15 protein-coding genes are annotated in these 16,520 nt (G+C 46.7%); 11 read left to right on the top strand and 4 right to left on the bottom strand.

The genetic code is table 11. The features are described 5' to 3' along the window. Positions 1-45: 45 nt before the first annotated feature. Positions 46-1,416: a hemolysin family protein gene (locus tag EKM73_RS10135; protein ID WP_125701783.1), complete on the bottom strand. Its 1,371-nt coding sequence runs from the start codon at positions 1,414-1,416 to the stop codon at positions 46-48. Positions 1,417-1,631: 215 nt separating this feature from the next. Between EKM73_RS10135 and EKM73_RS10130 the strand changes: the two genes are divergently transcribed. Continuing rightward, complete coding sequence (locus tag EKM73_RS10130; RefSeq protein WP_125701782.1) at positions 1,632-1,997, top strand: hypothetical protein; 366 nt, start codon at positions 1,632-1,634, stop codon at positions 1,995-1,997. A gap of 390 nt (positions 1,998-2,387) precedes the next feature. Then, on the top strand, positions 2,388-2,813 hold the full coding sequence (locus EKM73_RS10125) for an Hsp20/alpha crystallin family protein (protein WP_125701781.1): 426 nt from the start codon (positions 2,388-2,390) through the stop codon (positions 2,811-2,813). A 137-nt stretch (positions 2,814-2,950) separates the two neighbouring features. Here the strand turns inward: EKM73_RS10125 and EKM73_RS10120 are convergent, their stop codons facing one another. Further along, positions 2,951-3,799 (bottom strand): aldo/keto reductase, encoded by an 849-nt coding sequence (locus tag EKM73_RS10120; RefSeq protein WP_125701780.1) that lies wholly within the window; start codon positions 3,797-3,799, stop codon positions 2,951-2,953. 125 nt (positions 3,800-3,924) lie between these two features. Then, positions 3,925-4,086, bottom strand: coding sequence for a hypothetical protein (locus tag EKM73_RS12790; RefSeq protein WP_164508912.1), 162 nt, complete (start codon positions 4,084-4,086; stop codon positions 3,925-3,927). 171 nt (positions 4,087-4,257) lie between these two features. Between EKM73_RS12790 and EKM73_RS10115 the strand changes: the two genes are divergently transcribed. The 4 genes from EKM73_RS10115 to EKM73_RS10100 all read left to right on the top strand — a co-directional run bounded on the left by EKM73_RS10115 (position 4,258) and on the right by EKM73_RS10100 (position 8,022). After that, complete coding sequence (locus tag EKM73_RS10115; protein WP_125701779.1) at positions 4,258-6,597, top strand: cation-translocating P-type ATPase; 2,340 nt, start codon at positions 4,258-4,260, stop codon at positions 6,595-6,597. A gap of 194 nt (positions 6,598-6,791) precedes the next feature. After that, positions 6,792-7,319, top strand: a complete 528-nt coding sequence (locus tag EKM73_RS10110) for a DUF1836 domain-containing protein (protein ID WP_020089570.1) — start codon at positions 6,792-6,794, stop codon at positions 7,317-7,319. A gap of 108 nt (positions 7,320-7,427) precedes the next feature. Next, positions 7,428-7,664 (top strand): type II toxin-antitoxin system PemI/MazE family antitoxin, encoded by a 237-nt coding sequence (gene mazE / locus EKM73_RS10105; protein WP_125701778.1) that lies wholly within the window; start codon positions 7,428-7,430, stop codon positions 7,662-7,664. Next, positions 7,654-8,022, top strand: coding sequence for a type II toxin-antitoxin system PemK/MazF family toxin (locus EKM73_RS10100; protein ID WP_125701777.1), 369 nt, complete (start codon positions 7,654-7,656; stop codon positions 8,020-8,022). Before mazE ends, EKM73_RS10100 begins: the two co-directional genes overlap by 11 nt. An 86-nt stretch (positions 8,023-8,108) precedes the next feature. Here the strand turns inward: EKM73_RS10100 and EKM73_RS10095 are convergent, their stop codons facing one another. Further along, on the bottom strand, positions 8,109-9,962 hold the full coding sequence (locus tag EKM73_RS10095; protein WP_225421375.1) for a glycerophosphoryl diester phosphodiesterase membrane domain-containing protein: 1,854 nt from the start codon (positions 9,960-9,962) through the stop codon (positions 8,109-8,111). Between the two features lie 373 nt (positions 9,963-10,335). Here EKM73_RS10095 and adhE point away from each other — a divergent pair, with 373 nt between their 5' ends. The 5 genes from adhE to EKM73_RS10070 all read left to right on the top strand — a co-directional run bounded on the left by adhE (position 10,336) and on the right by EKM73_RS10070 (position 16,386). Continuing rightward, the gene (adhE, locus tag EKM73_RS10090; protein ID WP_125701776.1) at positions 10,336-12,954 is read left to right on the top strand and encodes a bifunctional acetaldehyde-CoA/alcohol dehydrogenase; all 2,619 of its coding nucleotides are present in this window, start codon (positions 10,336-10,338) and stop codon (positions 12,952-12,954) included. 193 nt (positions 12,955-13,147) lie between these two features. After that, positions 13,148-13,618 carry a flavodoxin gene (locus EKM73_RS10085; RefSeq protein WP_125701775.1) on the top strand — a complete coding sequence of 157 codons (471 nt, stop codon included), beginning with the start codon at positions 13,148-13,150 and terminating at the stop codon, positions 13,616-13,618. A 389-nt stretch (positions 13,619-14,007) separates the two neighbouring features. After that, positions 14,008-14,622, top strand: coding sequence for an aggregation-promoting factor (gene apf, locus EKM73_RS10080; protein ID WP_125701774.1), 615 nt, complete (start codon positions 14,008-14,010; stop codon positions 14,620-14,622). 563 nt (positions 14,623-15,185) lie between these two features. Next, positions 15,186-15,800, top strand: a complete 615-nt coding sequence (apf, locus tag EKM73_RS10075; protein ID WP_125701773.1) for an aggregation-promoting factor — start codon at positions 15,186-15,188, stop codon at positions 15,798-15,800. A 235-nt stretch (positions 15,801-16,035) separates the two neighbouring features. Then, entirely contained in the window at positions 16,036-16,386 is a 351-nt protein-coding gene (locus EKM73_RS10070) for an aggregation-promoting factor C-terminal-like domain-containing protein (protein ID WP_125701772.1), read from the top strand. Positions 16,387-16,520: the final 134 nt, after the last annotated feature.

The following is a 16,520-nucleotide window of genomic DNA, read 5'->3' as shown; positions in this document are numbered from 1 at the left end:
CAAAAAACCGTCACCCAATTGGGCGGCGGTTTTGGTTAATCTTCGTTATTTGTCGTTGTCATCATCGCTAGTTTCAGTCGTGGCAATCTGCTTCTGTGGCGGGTTGACCGTGACCTCTAACCAATTGATAAATGAATTTTCGTAATCCAGAACCTTCAAGTCGAAGTTCTTCAGCTGGATGACATCGTTAACCTTGACGTTCGGGTAATTATCAATGATAAACCCGGCCATCGTGACGGTTTCGGTGGTTTCAAAGCCTTTAATATCGGTGTTGAAGTACCGCTCGAAGTCGTAGGTCGTCATCTTACCGTTAACTTGGAAGGTGCCATTAGGTTGCTTGAAGATGTACTGATCGTTGGCGTCATCGATTTCATCGCGGACGGTCCCGAACAACTCTTCGTAGATATCCTTATCGGTAATGATCCCGGAGGTCCCCCCGTATTCGTCAACAACGACGACGATTGGGGTCCGTTTCTTGATCATTTGTTGTAAGACTTCGGTGATAGGCGTCGTCTCGGGGGTCGTAGAAATATCACGAATCAATTTATCCACGCGCACTGAGGAGTCGACCTGTTGTTGACGAATCAAATCGTAGTTGTAGACGTAACCGAGGACTTTATCCTTATCGCCATCGGCAACGACTGGCAACCGACTGAACCGTTCCTGCAGGTAGACATTCAATGCTTCCTTGACGCTCGACGTGATGTCGATAACTTCCAGCTGGGTCCGGTCAATCATGATATCCTTGGCGACCTTATCGTTTAACTCGAAGGCCCGTTGCATGTAGACCAAGTCGTTCTTCTCCAGTTGCCCACCTTCCACGGCGCTCCGTGACAGGTTTAAAATTTCGGCTTGCGAGAAGACTTCGTCACTTTCGTTAGCAACCTTCAGTCCCATCAGTCGAACGACCCCGGACGCACTGGTGTTGAGTAACCAGACGAACGGATAGAACAGGATGTGGCAGTAGTGCAGTGGTGTCACGATTAACATCAAGACCTTCATTGGCATGTCGATCGAGATGTTCTTTGGAACAATTTCCGTGAAGACCACTTCTAAGTAAGTCAACAGGAGCACCCCGACAATCACACTAATGGTGTGGGTCGTTGCCGTGTTCAGGTGCGCTGGCGCTATTCCGTCCAGCAAAAGGTCAACGAAGAAGGTTTCACCGATCCACCCTAAGATGATTCCGGCGAGTGAGACCCCCACTTGGGTCGTTGATAAATATTCATTTAAATTGGTTACCATTTTCATGGCCCGGTTGAGCTTGACCGACGGCTTGTCTCGTTCGGCAATTTTTTCCTCTAAAGCACTAGGCCGGGTCTGTACTAAGGCAAATTCACAAGCAACAAAGAAAGCTGCAAAGAAGAAGGTAATTAAAATAATAATTAGGTTCACAACTATCTGACCGCTATCCACACATCATTCCTCATTTCATTAATTCTATCTCTTTATTATAGCGCGTCTGCACGCCTTTTTATAGTGAGTAGATTGAACCAAATTTTACTCTCAAAGCATTCGCCTGGCAACCGAACAGGGCAAAATAATTGGATTAACTTTGAGAAATGAGATACTTAACGTTTTCACCAAAAAGGACTAGACTAAAACTAGTAACATCAAAGGAGATTTTGATTATGGCAGAAACACCAAAGGACGAAGAAGTTGCGCCAACCATTGAGATTCCAACGGCCGACGTCGAAAAGGCGGCAGAATTGATTTTGACGCCAGGATTTGTGACGAAGAAGGACTTACCAAAGATGAAGGACCTAGCTTGGGCAACGGCTCTCTCTAAGGCAGTAACAAAGCACTTCTTGGAAAATGACGACGATCACGATCCTTATGTTTACTTTGAACAATTTGACTTTGCTGGTGGGGATATCGACTCCATTCTCTTTAACATGGACGTTGTACCAACCCGTGAAGCGGCTTTGCAAGACTTAGCCGACGCCTTGGGCGAAAAGATTGTTGTTCCTAAGGATAACGACCAAGAAACTTACTAAAAGCTAATCGCGTTACTTGCGGTGAAGCACCTGACAGAGATGTTGGGTGCTTTTTTGCTGGCTAAAATTAGCGATGTTCAAGGGGAGAATTTTTTCAAGTTGTCTGGATTACTAAAGATTTGATTAAGCCGCGCTAAAGCATGAGACTCAAAACGCTTTTTTTACATTGGTATAAGTATAGAGGGATTAAATGATCTTTGACCTTTAACCAATATCTTTGACCTTTGAAAACTAAAGAGTTAATCTACCAGAAAATAGAATGCTTTTATGTCAACAATGCAGAAACGTAATTAGCACTCTAAAAATTGAGTGCTAATTATTTGCAATTCTGACCAATACTGACTATTATAGAAAATGTAATCAAACAAAGCAGAAAGGGGTTAATTGATTATGGCTAATGATGTAATGAACCGGAACTTTGATTTCTTTGATCCAATGAATTTCTTTAACGAAGTGGGTAACTTGGGTCACGATATGTTTAGTGGTGAGAGTGACATGAAGACCGACGTCGTTGAACACGACAAGGACTACGTGGTTACGGCTGAATTGCCAGGGTTCAAGAAGGATGATATCCACGTGGATTACCGCGATGAGACGTTGCGGATCTCCGGTAAGTCCGAAGTCAGTCAATCCGCTAAGGACGATGATGGACGGATCTTACGGCAAGAACGTCACAGCCAAAACGTTGCGCGTTCCTTCTATCTGCCAAACATTGACTTGAAGCAGGTTAAGGCAAGCTTCACCGATGGCGTCTTGACGTTGACCCTGCCAAAGCAAACCGAAGTTGAAGATAACCATAAAATCAGTATTGACTAGTCTTTAAAGACGAGTGAAGGCGCGTATTCTGGCGAGATCGGAATACGTGCCTTTTCTTTAGGGATAAAAATAGTGGCTAAAGCAAAAGACCCGATTGGCAGTGATTCTCTCACCAGCCATCAGGTCTTTTCTAATTGTTAGTATTGTTTACCCGTTTCATACACGATTTCCGGTTCATTCCCGGTCCGTTGGTACTTGTTCAGCAGGTCGATCGTGGACATTTCGTCTTCATCCAATGTGAAGTCAAAGACCTTCGTGTTTTCGACGATTCGTTCTGGATGTTGGGACTTAGGAATTGGTAAGATGCCGTGTTGGAGTTCCCAGCGTAGGATAACCTGAGCGACGGACTTGTCGTGGTGCTTTCCAATCTTAGCAATCATTGGGTCGCCCAGAACAGCGCGCCGGCCCAGTGGGCTCCACGCTTCCGTTACGATGTTATGCTGCTTGTTGTAGTCCAGAAGCGCCAACTGATTCAAGTAGGGGTGGTATTCCACTTGGTCAACGACCGGCATTTCTTTAGCCTTGGTTGCCAGTAAGTCCAAATGTGCCGCGGTGTAGTTGGAGACCCCGATGGACTTAACCTTGCCGTCCGCCCTTAATTGTTCAAAGGCGCGCCACGTGTCGAAGAAATGTTCGCGGACGGGCCAGTGAATCAGTAATAGGTCCAGGTAATCCGTTTGTAGCCGTTTCAGAGATCCTTCAACGGACTTCAGTGTTTGGTCGTAACCCTGAACTTCTTCAGCAACTTTGCTCGTCAAATACAGTTCCTGACGGGGAATTTCGAGGCGGTGCAAGGTTTCACCCAAGATGTCTTCATTACGGTAAAGCATCGCCGTATCGAACAGCCGGTAACCTTCGTCCCACGCGGCTTTGATGGTGGTATCCATGCTTTCCTGGTCGCTGATGAGGTAGGTCCCGAAACCAAAGCCGGGAATCTCATGGCCATCGGCGAGCTTGATGGTGTCTGCAATGTTAGTAAGTGTCATTATTTTTCCTCCTTGGCATTAAGGACGTTGGTCGAGCGAATATCGGAAGCGATTCGAGTCGGCGGGCAACGCCAAAATCCGGTTATAAATAATATGTTAAGCCAATTTAGCAGTGTTGGCAACGCTTACTTTTTAGTTTTGAATTGGTCGTAGAGGTTAATTGCGGCTTCTGCCAGCATCCCGAAAGTCATCAACCACATGGCCAACATCTCTTGATGTGCCAGCATGCAGCCGAGCAAAATAATGTAGAGGATAAATAAAATAACTGCCGATGATTTATGATTCATGGTAATTCCTCCCTCGTATAATTGGGTTCATCTCCATTTAACCACTCTTGACGAGCCCTGTTAACAGCTAGCGTTTCGCTTAAGAATCCGAAAAAAGCAACAGATTAGTCGGTATGAAAGCGCATTATCGAGTACAATATGGGTAACGAATCGGTAAAGGAGGACGCCTAAATGACGGAACGTTACCTGCCACCACTCGACCAAGGCTTAACTGCGGTCGAAGTGAAACAACGGGTGGCTGACGGGCTAAAGAATGACCCATTACCACCGTTAACGCGGAGTGTGAAACAAATATTTAGGGATAATTTATTGACCCTATTTAACTTAATCAATATTCTGTTGGGCGGCCTTGTCCTGTTTACGGGCAGCTATAAAAATTTGCTGTTTTTAGGTGTGGTTATTTTCAACACTGGGATTGGAATTTTTCAGGAAATTCGTTCGAAACGCCAGGTCGATAAGCTAGCGTTGCTTTCGGAGGCGCAGATCAACGTTCTTAGAGATGGTGAGCTTACGGCCATGCATCAGGATAAAATTGTCGAGGATGATCTGCTCGCGATTGGTCGCGGGGATCAGCTACCCGTCGATGGGTTAGTCCGTGAGACGGCCGGGATGGAAGTCGATGAATCTCAGATTACCGGGGAATCGACGCCAATCATAAAGAATACCAATGACCAGCTGGTTTCGGGAAGCGTCATTCTCGGTGGCAAGGCCATTGTCCAGGCCACCAAGGTTGGCAGTGGCAGCTTCGTCAAGCAGCTGGCCCATTCGGCTAAGCAAAAACGGCGTTCTGCCAGTCAACTCCTGATCATTATTAATCGGATTATTAAAGTCTTGACCTTTGCCATTATCCCCCTGGGTGCAGGGTTGTTTATTTCCGCACTGATGCGGGGGCAAGACCAGAATCGTGCCATTCTGGGAACCGTCGCCTCGATGGTTGGGATGATTCCAGAAGGGTTAGTCTTATTAACGTCAGTGGCGTTGGCCGCGGGGGCTTTTACCCTGGGTCGGCGACACGTGTTGGTTCGAGAACTACCCGCGATTGAAGCGCTGGCGCGAGTCGACGTCTTGTGTTTGGATAAGACCGGGACCATCACCAACGGTAAATTGGAATTGGAAAAGGTCGAAGCCATAGGAACTGAGTCAACGGATGATTTGAATGAGACGCTGGCGCAACTTGTCGCGGCGACGGGGGACGATAACGAAACGGCGACGGCCATCAAGAATGCTCTAGGAACACCAACTGTCACTTCATCGGAGGTCTTACCATTTTCGTCTGGGCGCAAATGGAGTGGGGCCCAATTGGACAAGGGTGCCTATGTTATGGGTGCACCAGAATTCATCTTTGATACTGTACCGGCAGCTGTGAAGCAGCGAATTCAAACGCTCGCCGCACAGGGTTATCGGGTGTTGTTACTGGCCAAGGTTGCGGCGTTAACGTCGCCCAAGCCCACTGCACCGGAAGCCATCGGATTAATTCTGATCACCGATGAGTTGCGGCCGCGCGCCGCGGATACCTTTAGCTTCTTCGCCAATCAAGACGTGGCGCTGAAGGTCATCTCTGGAGATAATCCGGTCACGGTTGCCAGCATTGCTGGTCGGGCAGGAATTGCCGGCGCTGATCAGTTAGTCGATATGAGTCAAGTTGGGACGGACCCCGACTATGACCGCTTAGTCGCGGACTATAACGTCTTCGGCCGTGTGACGCCGCAACAGAAACAAGGGCTGATCAAAGCCTACCAAACGGCGGGACACACCGTTGCCATGACTGGGGATGGGGTCAACGACCTGTTGGCGTTGCGTCAGTCCGATTGTAGTATTGCGATGGCCTCAGGTAGTGAAGCCACGAAGAGCCTGGCGGATTTCGTGTTGGTCGACTCCAACTTTGACGCGATGATCAATGTCCTGAATGAAGGACGCCGGGTCATCAATAACATCGAGCGGGTGGCCTCACTCTACCTGATTAAAACCATGTACTCTGTGGTGCTCACGTTGATCTTTATCTTCATGAGCCGTAGCTATCCATTTGAACCCATTCAGTTAACGCCAATCTCTTCACTGATGGTTGGGATTCCAACGTTCTTCCTGGCCCTGCAACCGAACTACGCCCGAATTGCCGGTCGCTTTATGAAACAAGTTATGGAAATTGCCGCGCCGGCTGCGGTCTGCGTGGTAGGTTATATCCTAGTCATTCTGGCGTTAGGCACACAATTTGGTCTGAGCTTCGCCACGACCTCCACGTTAAGTGTCTTGATGACCGGATTGATCAGTCTAAACGCTTTGATCATGGTTGCCCGGCCGTTGAACCGGTTTAAGATCGGTTTGATCGCCCTTATGGCGAGCCTCTTTGCCGCTGTCTTCTTGCTGTTTGGCCCAATCTTCTCGCTGGTTAGCCTGTTGAATTGGAAGCTTGCCTTGATCTACTTACCGCTGATGCTCAGCGTGTACCCAGTCTTCATCGTGGTTCAAGAGGGCTTAGGCAAACGGATTTTAAGTCGGATTCGGTGGCGGTAAATTTTAAAAGATTTAAAATTGCAGTTGGCATATTCGAGTATGCTCACTGCAATTTGGAGTAGGTACTGTTGATTACGTTCACTGATGTTTTCATCTCAACGCTAGCTGAAATAACTTAATCTAGTCATATCTAGTCACTAAAACTAGGTAATATGCTATAATGAAAGTAAGAAATGGAAGGGCAGGGAAGAAATATGGCTGATTATAATCAATACACCCGTTGGGAAAACCAGATGCACAAAGCTAAATTGCCACGATGGGATGATTTACCAAAGTTTGACCTCTACATGGACCAGGTGACTGCCTTGATCAACGATATTCTGGGACCATTGGGTATCGATACCATCACGCCGGCAATGATCAATAATTATGTGAAGCATCACGTGATCCTAGCGCCCGTCAAGAAGAAGTATCAGACGATGCAGTTGACGGATATCCTGATGATCAGCCTCCTCAAGCCCATGTTCCAAACGGATACAGTGCGCTCCGGGATTGACCAGATTACGGCCGGAGATTACCCTAAGCAAGCCTACGATAACTTTATTGGCCAGTTGGAAGACCGCTTGCACCATTTAGGTGAAGAACAGGTTCAGCCTGCCGCCAAGGATTTGAATGAAAAGTTGATGCAGGTCGCGGTCGATGCCGTAGTGGCTCGGTTGCAGTCAGAAAAGCTACTGCACTTGATTAAGCGTCCGCTCCGAAAGATCGAAAAAAGTAAATAGTTCTAGAGTCTCTTTGCGGCGTACGGCTGTAAAGAGATTTTTTGTGAGGATAAGCGAATAGATTGCATTATTCGTAATTACATATATAATTACAGCGAGGTGATAATTATGACGGTGAAGACGCGTAAGCAAGGAAACTCCTTAATGATCACGATTCCAGCAGATTTTAAAGTTGATGAAAATGTTGAGTATAAGCCAGTTCTTGATGATAATGGTATATTGTCGTTTGTGCCAGTACATCAAAATATCTTTTCACAAAACCCTAATTATGATTTTAAAATGGCAATTGATCAAATGGGATTGAATGATAACGGAAAGTTAGTAGGCAAAGAAAATGTCTGGTAAAGTAGAGTATCCTAAGCAAGGTGATTTGGTTTGGATTGATGCAGAACCACATGCTGGACACGAATATGGTGGTCACAATGCAATAAGTAATATTAGGCGGCCAATGCTAATTATTAGCGGAGACGTCTATAATGAACGAACTGGAATGGTTGTAGGATTTCCGATTACTTCGGTTGTCCCCGATGGTTTTCCAGCGGGCTTGAAATTGGAAAATACTGAAATTCACGGAATAGCTGTGTTGAGTAATGTGTTAGGATATGATTTTGCTGCGAGAAATGGAGAAATTGTGGATCATGTTAGCAAGGCTCTACGAATACGTGCTTTGGAAGCAGTGAAGGATATATTTGGAATCTATTAAGTAACTCAAATAAGAGTATCATGCCACTTTCAGATTTTGAAAGTAGCATGGTACTCTTATTTATTCTAAACTTCAATTTTTAAAGTCTATTGCGTCTGCGTTTCCAACGTTAAGTCGTTCATAAACGTTAACAGGAGGTTGGCGTAGCTCGGATGATCCGTGTTGTCCTTAATTTCCTGCTGAATTAGGTGAAGGTTGTTGGTGATGACCCCGTTAACCCCGATAAACATCATTTGATCCATGCTGGTAATGTCATCGATGTCCCAGGCATAAACTTTTTTATGCTCGCGGTCAGCCTGCTCGATGAAGGTATCGTTGAGCGTAGTTTCCTCCATGGTGTAGGCGTTGGCCCGCGTCTGGGGGAAGGTGAGATTGTACGGCATGATATAGCTGACAAAGAGGTTGGGATGTTCCTTCTTCAGACGGTTCATGATGGTGTAGCTCAACGTGTGCACCTGTTCATGGTTGGTGAGAATCCGGCTACCAAATTGCCGATAGAAGCGTTCCGGCAGATCCTTGGTATCGGCCCCACCCGTTTTAATTTCAATCAGCAGCTTTTGATGGTGCTTGATTGCGGTATTGAGGTAGTTGTTGAAGCTCGGAATCTTGGCCTGGTAGCCATTTTCCGTGATTGTAACGGCGGTCAATTGCTTGAGAGTCATCTTTGAGACTTTACGATTCAACCCAGCTAGATTTTTCAAATTGGCGTCGTGCATGACCACGAACTGGTGATCCTTCGTCATCCGAATATCCATTTCAACGTAGTCTGGCCGTTCCTTACTGGTCTTGACCATGGCTGGAATCGTATTCTGAACGCCGTTACCATTGTCCACCCCGCGGTGAGCAATCGTCAGGGGCTTACTCATGGCCAGTCCATTCAGGTAGATTAAGTTGAATCCAACTAGCGCGGCACTGATAACCGTTAAGCCACTGATGATCAGGAGGCGAGTTCGTAACCGGGTTTTAGCGGGTTCACGGAAGCTAAACAGGACGGATGGCGTGGGCTGATGAGTATCGTGGCTACTGAGAATTACCATCATAAAGATCACGGTGGCGTAGCAGACAATGAACTCCGTAATCACCTCCATTAGAAAGAGGTTGATGGTCGCGGTGATCAGAGCAATTCCCGTCTTATCAAAGAGAACTTGGCCTAGGTAGAGTGCGCCGTAGATGATGGCGACGGCGATACTGACGATGACGAGGGTCACGATAATTTTGAGAAAGTAATTCCAAAAGTGACCACGGGTGCGCTGCCAACTTAGGCGAATGGCATCACGGCTGTGGTAATGGTCAATCATCATTAGGGGTAGGACGGCAATTAACCGAATTCCCAGATAGGCAGCTCCCACATAGAAGATCCCCAGCAGAACGGCGAAAGCATTGTTGTCCATGAGGTAGCTGATGATAAATGCCGGGATTTTGGCTTTGTTGAGCAGTGGCGTCGTAAAGAGTTCACTCCCAAAAGGCATGATCACAATGAAGTAGCCAATAAAGAAGAGAAATGTGCTGGGTGAGGCACCGGCGATGCTGCGAATGGTATCGCCTAAAACGCCCAACATGGTTTGAGGCCGACCGTGACGGATATTGGTGATTCCTAGAAGTAAGTAGGCAAATTGCCAATAGATCAAGGTAATAATGGCCAATAGAATGACGATCAGTCCCAGAATGGCTAGGGGATGACGAATCAGTAGGGAGCCAACGTTGGTATAGGAAATGTAAGGCACATGCTGCCAACGCATCAGAGCGGCTGTCAACCAGGTAAAGATTGGCACTGCAATGTAGCTGACGACCAAGTTGGTCAGAAAGACTAGGGTGACGTAACTTCCCCAATGATGGAAGAAGTGGCTGTTCGCGTCCCGCCAGAAGGCTAAAGGTCGCATAGAAATCACGCTTTCGAATTTATTTACGATTTGCAGTCGGCTGGCATAGCGTGCTTTCACCGTGCTAAGTAGCCAGGCTGTAGATTTTTCACATCTTAACTTTAGCATAATCGGTGCACTGCCGGTATGGAAACCGTTCAGTTGGTGGAAAAAACTTGGCAAACGAAAGGGTTCAGTGACATAATCGCCGAAATTATGAAAGAAAGGCGAAGGGTTGTGATTTAAAATACATCGAAAAATTTTCTGAAAAGTTTTTTAAAACTGTGTATGCGCTTACATTCTTTATCGCCGTAAGCCTTGCGGATAGTGGGTTTGTTTGTCAGTCTACCTAGTTGTGATTTTTTTAACATAAACCTCTTGCAGAATTCTAAAAAGGTGATATGATTTAACTCGTGAAGAACTTAACAAGATGTTTTCAAATGGAGGCATAACAATGTTAAAAGACGTGAAAGAAAATCCAAAAGTAAAAAAAGAAGAAAGTACGGAAACCGTTGACCAAATGATCGACCGGTTGACCGCTAAAGCCCACGACGCCCTCTGCGCCATGGATGACTTTACCCAAGAAAAAGTTGACCACATCGTCCACCAAATGGCGATTGCTGGTTTGGACCACCATATGGAATTAGCCAAGGCGGCCTTTGAAGAAACTGGCCGTGGTGTGATGGAAGACAAGGCTGTTAAGAACATGTTTGCCACTGAAGAAATCTGGCACTCCATCAAGAACGACAAGACGGTCGGCATCATCAAAGATGACCGCGAACGTCAACTGATCACTGTTGCTGAACCACTGGGAATCTTGGCCGGGGTAACGCCTGTAACCAACCCAACGTCAACGGCAATGTTCAAGTCATTGATCGCCGTTAAGACGCGGAACCCAATCATCTTCGCCTTCCACCCACAAGCACAGAAGTCTTCCGTGATGGCTGCTAAAGTTGTCCGCGACGCTGCGATTGCTGCTGGTGCGCCAGAAGGTGTTATCCAATGGATCGACAAGCCTAGCTTGGAAGCTACGACAGCATTGATGAACCACCCAATGGTTGCCAGTGTCTTGGCTACCGGTGGTCCTGGTATGGTTAAGGCCGCTTACTCAACTGGGAAGCCAGCCTTAGGTGTTGGCCCTGGTAACGGTCCAGCTTACATTGAAAAGACGGCCAACATCAAGCGTTCCGTCTACGACATCGTCCTTTCCAAGACGTTTGATAACGGGATGGTCTGTGCTTCTGAAAACAGTGCCGTGATCGACCAAGAAATCTACGACACCGTTAAGAAGGAAATGGAAGACCGTGGCGTCTTCTTCATTAAGAAGAGCGACGAAAAAGCCTTAGCTGACGCAATGTTCCGTCCAGAAGGCGGGGTCAAGGGGCCTATCGCAGGGATGTCCGCACAGAAGATTGCTGAGATTGCTGGCATCAAGGTTCCAGCTACAACCAAGGTGCTGGCTGCTGAATTGAAGGGCGTTGGTCCTAAGTTCCCACTTTCACAAGAAAAGCTATCTCCAGTTCTTTCCGTTTACAAAGCAAAGAGCCACGAGGATGCATTCAGACTTTGTGATGAACTTCTCCATTTCGGTGGTTTAGGTCACACGGCCGGCATTCACACGATGGATGACGACTTAGCTACTGAATTTGGGATTAAGATGAAGGCTAGCCGGGTGCTGGTCAACACGCCATCCGCTATCGGTGGTATTGGGAACCTCTACAACGAAATGATTCCTTCATTGACGCTGGGGACTGGTTCATGGGGTAAGAACTCCGTATCCCATAACGTTTCCTCATTTGACCTGTTGAACATCAAAACGATTGCAAAGCGGCGAAATAATATGCAATGGATTAAATTACCTCGAGTTTACTTTGAAAAGACGTCTGTCCGTTACCTCGACGATATGCCTGGCATCAAGCGGGTCTTCCTGGTAACCAGCCCATCCATGGTTGAATTGGGTTACATCGACACCGTCTTAAACGAATTGAAGCGCCAACCAGGTGGTATCGAATACTCCCTCTTCTCCGACGTTGAACCAGATCCAACGACTGACACGGTTGAACGTGGGGTCGCTCAGATGCGGACATTTAAGCCAGATACGATCATCGCCTTAGGTGGTGGGTCACCAATCGATGCCGCTAAGAACATGTGGTTATTCTACGAAGATCCTAACGCTAGCTTCTTCGGTGCTAAGCAGAAGTTCTTGGACATTCGGAAGCGGACTTACAAGTTCCACAAGCCACACAAGGCCCAATTCGTCGCAATTCCAACGACGTCTGGGACTGGCTCAGAAGTGACGCCATTCTCCGTCATCACTGATTCCAAGACTCACGTGAAATACCCACTGGCCGACTACGCTTTGACGCCTGACGTGGCTATCGTGGATTCACAATTTATCCAAACGGTACCAAAGAAGACGGTGGCTTACTCTGGATTAGACGTCTTAACCCACGCCATCGAATCTTACGTTTCCGCAATGGCTTCCGATTACACCCGGCCATGGTCATTACAAGCCATCAAGTTAGTTATGGACAACCTGACTAACTCTTACAATGGTGATGTGACGGCACGTGAAGAAATGCATAACGCTTCAACACTTGCCGGGATGGCCTTTGCTAACGCCTTCCTCGGGGTTGACCACTCGATTGCCCACAAGTTAGGTGGGGAATTCGGCTTACCTCATGGTTTGGCTATCGCCATCACCTTGCCACACGTTATTCGTTACAACTTCAAGGAACCAACGAAGCTGGCTATGTGGCCTAAGTACGAATACTTCCGTGCTGACGAAGACTACGCCCAAATCGCCCGTTACCTGGGCTTACCAGGGAACACCAAAGAAGAACTGAAGGAAGCCTTAGTCAAGAAGGTTATTGACTTGGCTCACTCAGTTGGCGTTACCTTGAGCTTGAAGGCTAACGGTGTGGACAAGGCCCACTTCGACAAGGTTGTTGCCCACTTGGCAGAATTGGCCTTCGGTGACCAATGCACGACTGCTAACCCTAAGGAACCATTAGTTTCTGAATTAAAGCAAATCATGATTGATGAATACGACGGCAAGAACGTCGAAAAATAGCGCTTAACCGGGAACGGTCACTCTGAATGGAGTGGCCGTTTTTGCAATCTCTAAGGGGAAAACTAGGGGGTGAACGGCTGTGAATTTACGCCTTAATAAACGCGTTTCTTCTATAATATAGGAATAATCATTACCGTTAGTCCCTAAACAGCGTTATGCTTAAGGCGTCAAATTAATCTGAGGAGGAATCATTATGCCACAAACAAAAACAGCAGTTGTGTACTTCTCTGTATCAGGACGGACCCAAACGGCCGCCGAGGCGGTGGGCCGATACCTGCAGCTAACTCCGGTTCGGCTGAAAGCTAGTGATCCGTATCCCACGACAGGCTTCCAGCAGTTGGTCGCGCGGACCGACGCCGAGAATGAGCAGCGTAAGTTACCTGAGTTTGACCCCGTCGATGTGAGTCAAGTTGAGACGCTTTATTTAGGATTCCCAACCTGGTACCATCAGCCACCACGGCTCATTCAGAACTTCTTGACGACTACCCAGTTGGCTGGTAAGACAGTGATTCCGTTTGTGACGAGTGCTAGTAGCCGGGTAGACGAGAGCTTGCCATACTTGCGGAAGTGGGCGGAAGTTGGGGATTTTACGATCCAAGACAGCTTTACAGCGAATACGCCGGATGAGATTGCGACCGGCATGAAGGATGAATTCCCCTTATAAATAATGAATAGCATTAGCGGTAGGTTTTGCTGAAGAAGATGATTTCAGCGAAATTTACCGTTTTTTTGGCCTCTAAATTGGGCGTGATTTCCGAAAATTTCCAAAATCCTTCGGAAAAATGGTGTATTTTCATCGAATTATCATTAATTATGACAAAAAAACACGATTTTTCAGTGCAAAGTGCACACAAAATTGGCCCTCGTTTTGCCCAAAATGGGTAAAAATTGGTTGATTAAAGCGTTTTATATTACGCTATCATTACAAATATTACGGAATGTCACAATGTAATATTTTTCTTAACCTCCGCGTAATCTAACATCAATTTGAATGTAATACCCATCAGTTATTCTAATATCCGTTAAGCAAACAAAGGAGGACATTCATTTCTTATGAATATCAAAAAAGCTTTAGTTACTACTTTAGGAACGGCCGCTATTGTCGGTGCCGGTTTCTTCGCTACTACTCAAACGGCTAACGCCGATACTGTTACGGTCAAGCAGGGGGATTCTGTTTGGTCATTAGCTAACACGTACAAGACGTCCGTTAACGCCATCGAAAAGGCTAACAGCCTTGCTAACAGTAGCTTGATTTACGTTGGTCAAACGTTGAACGTGCCTACGAGCACGACGACGTCAACGACTGCTGCTACTGTTTCTAACCAAAACTACAGTAACAACGCTTCTACGCAAACTAGTCAATCCACGACTAGCCAAGCAACCACTTCTTACTCTAACCAAGCTTCTACTAGCAGCAACACGACTGCGTCTACTGGTGTTTCTGGCTCCGAAGCCAGTGCCAAGGCTTGGATCGCGGGTAAGGAATCCGGTGGTTCATACTCAGCTCGTAACGGCCAATACGTAGGTAAGTACCAATTGAGTTCTTCCTACTTAAACGGTGACTACTCAGCTGCCAACCAAGAAAAGGTGGCTAACTCTTACGTTACCTCCCGTTATGGTTCATGGTCTGCTGCGCAATCATTCTGGCAAGCAAACGGCTGGTACTAAAACTCAGCTAATCTAATCGTTTAAATCAAGTAAGTCTCTACGGATGCAGGTCCGTGGAGGCTTTTTTGCGTTTTTAGGTCAACGTATGTTGGTGAGGATTGGGAAAATAAGGATCGTAGCAGGTAGAAAATGGGCCTGTTTCTACTGGTATTGAGGAATCAGAAAATAGTTGTAGTAGCTATTGGGGGGGAGTGTGATTGTGTTGCGGTCACAAACTGACGCGTTATCGAGGGAAACGGACCGTGGTTTTCCAAAAAATGAGACTTTTTTCTAAATAAGATGGAATCTTTCCGTTTTTTCGAGACTTTAGACCTGAATCTTTTTTGCCGAACAATTCGCGATTTAGGTTAAAACCGTCACATCTCAGCAAAGAAGCACTCGAAAACCGGCTTAATGTTTCGGCACCATTAACCATGTTACAGTTTGTCATTTAACCAGGTTTTTCTTAACGCGGGTGTAACTCAGGAACAATCGCGGTGTAACCTCCACAGGTTATGATAGGTATCGTTAAGTAATTGATAGACAACCGCTTCACTTAAATCAAAAGGAGGACATTCATTTCTATGAATATCAAAAAAGCTTTAGTTACTACTTTAGGTACTGCCGCAGTCTTAGGTGCAGGTTTATTCGCAGGCACCACTTCCGCTAACGCCGACGTCCGGGTAACGGTGAAGTCGGGAGACACTGTCGCAAAGATCGCTAACCAATACAGTTCAAGTGTTTCTTCAATCGAAAAAGCAAACAGCTTAAAGAACGTCAACTTAATTTACGTGGGTGAATCCTTAGTGGTTCCTGGCTCAACGGCTTCAACATCAACGACCACGACTAGCCAAGCAACGACACCAAGCAAGTCAACGACGAGTGCCACGACTGGTACGAGCAACTACAGCACGTCCACTGCTTCTACTGGGACGACGAGCTCAGCTGCAACGAGCACGACGAGTTCTTCAACGTCTGACTCATCTTCAGCCAAGTCTTGGATTGCCAACAAGGAATCTGGCGGCTCATACACGGCCTCTAACGGGAACTATTACGGTAAGTATCAATTAAGTAAGTCTTACCTCAATGGGGACTACTCTGCCGCTAACCAAGAAAAGGTTGCGAACAACTACGTTTCTTCCCGTTACGGTTCATGGGCAGCTGCAAAGTCCTTCTGGCAAGCAAACGGCTGGTACTAAACTGAGCCACGCGTCACTAAATTTAGTCAGTTAAGCAACTAAAATAAGAAACGACGGTAAAACCTGAAAGGGTGGACCGTCGTTTTTGCGTCCCTAAAAGCGTGTAAATCAGGGATTTTCACCCCATTTTGTTAAAAGTGGGGGTCGCTGTTACTGTTTCGTAACATTCGGACAACTTTCCTGTAACTTAATAACGTTATGCTGTTCTTAACAAATTCGCTAGGAGGGGACCACATTGAAGCTTAAGTCACTGTTTATGGTTATGTTAATGGTTGTTTCAATGGTTCTACCTAGCGTTTCCTCAGTTGCTGGCACGACCACTACGGCAGAAGCTAGCGTGAAGTACGTTTGCACCCTGTCTAAGAGCGAAAAGAAGGCTAAGGCCTGGATCGCTAATAAGGAATCTGGCGGTAACTACCGCGCCAGCAACGGCCGGTATTACGGGAAGTACCAGTTGACCCGCTCATACTTGAAGGGTGATTACAGTAAGGCTAACCAAGAAAAGACGGCTGACCGTTACGCGCATAGCCGTTATGGCACGTGGACGCAGGCTAAGCGCCACTGGTTATCCTGGGGTTGGTTCTAATTAAATCGTAAATATGTAGGGGTTCTTTGACTGATAAGGTCAAGGAACCTTTTTTAGTATTGCCTTTAGGCCCAGTTGAGCACGCTAAAGCGTGCGAAACAAAAACCCACCCGCTATGCGGGCGGATAGCAAAA

The organism is Levilactobacillus fuyuanensis (assembly GCF_003946395.1).
GTDB classification, from domain to species: Bacteria; Bacillota; Bacilli; order Lactobacillales; family Lactobacillaceae; genus Levilactobacillus; species Levilactobacillus fuyuanensis.
The sequence above is the reverse complement of the archived record's forward strand: the minus strand, read 5'-3'. Positions and strand labels throughout refer to the sequence as shown.

Coding starts and splice junctions, on each gene's coding strand:
- EKM73_RS10115 (WP_125701779.1), top strand. CDS start 4,258: ATGACGGAACGTTACCTGCCACCACTCGACCAAGGCTTAACTGCGGTC.
- adhE (WP_125701776.1), top strand. CDS start 10,336: ATGTTAAAAGACGTGAAAGAAAATCCAAAAGTAAAAAAAGAAGAAAGT.
- mazE (WP_125701778.1), top strand. CDS start 7,428: ATGACGGTGAAGACGCGTAAGCAAGGAAACTCCTTAATGATCACGATT.
- apf (WP_125701774.1), top strand. CDS start 14,008: ATGAATATCAAAAAAGCTTTAGTTACTACTTTAGGAACGGCCGCTATT.
- EKM73_RS12790 (WP_164508912.1), bottom strand. CDS start 4,086: ATGAATCATAAATCATCGGCAGTTATTTTATTTATCCTCTACATTATT.
- EKM73_RS10085 (WP_125701775.1), top strand. CDS start 13,148: ATGCCACAAACAAAAACAGCAGTTGTGTACTTCTCTGTATCAGGACGG.
- EKM73_RS10100 (WP_125701777.1), top strand. CDS start 7,654: ATGTCTGGTAAAGTAGAGTATCCTAAGCAAGGTGATTTGGTTTGGATT.
- EKM73_RS10125 (WP_125701781.1), top strand. CDS start 2,388: ATGGCTAATGATGTAATGAACCGGAACTTTGATTTCTTTGATCCAATG.
- EKM73_RS10120 (WP_125701780.1), bottom strand. CDS start 3,799: ATGACACTTACTAACATTGCAGACACCATCAAGCTCGCCGATGGCCAT.
- EKM73_RS10110 (WP_020089570.1), top strand. CDS start 6,792: ATGGCTGATTATAATCAATACACCCGTTGGGAAAACCAGATGCACAAA.
- EKM73_RS10130 (WP_125701782.1), top strand. CDS start 1,632: ATGGCAGAAACACCAAAGGACGAAGAAGTTGCGCCAACCATTGAGATT.
- apf (WP_125701773.1), top strand. CDS start 15,186: ATGAATATCAAAAAAGCTTTAGTTACTACTTTAGGTACTGCCGCAGTC.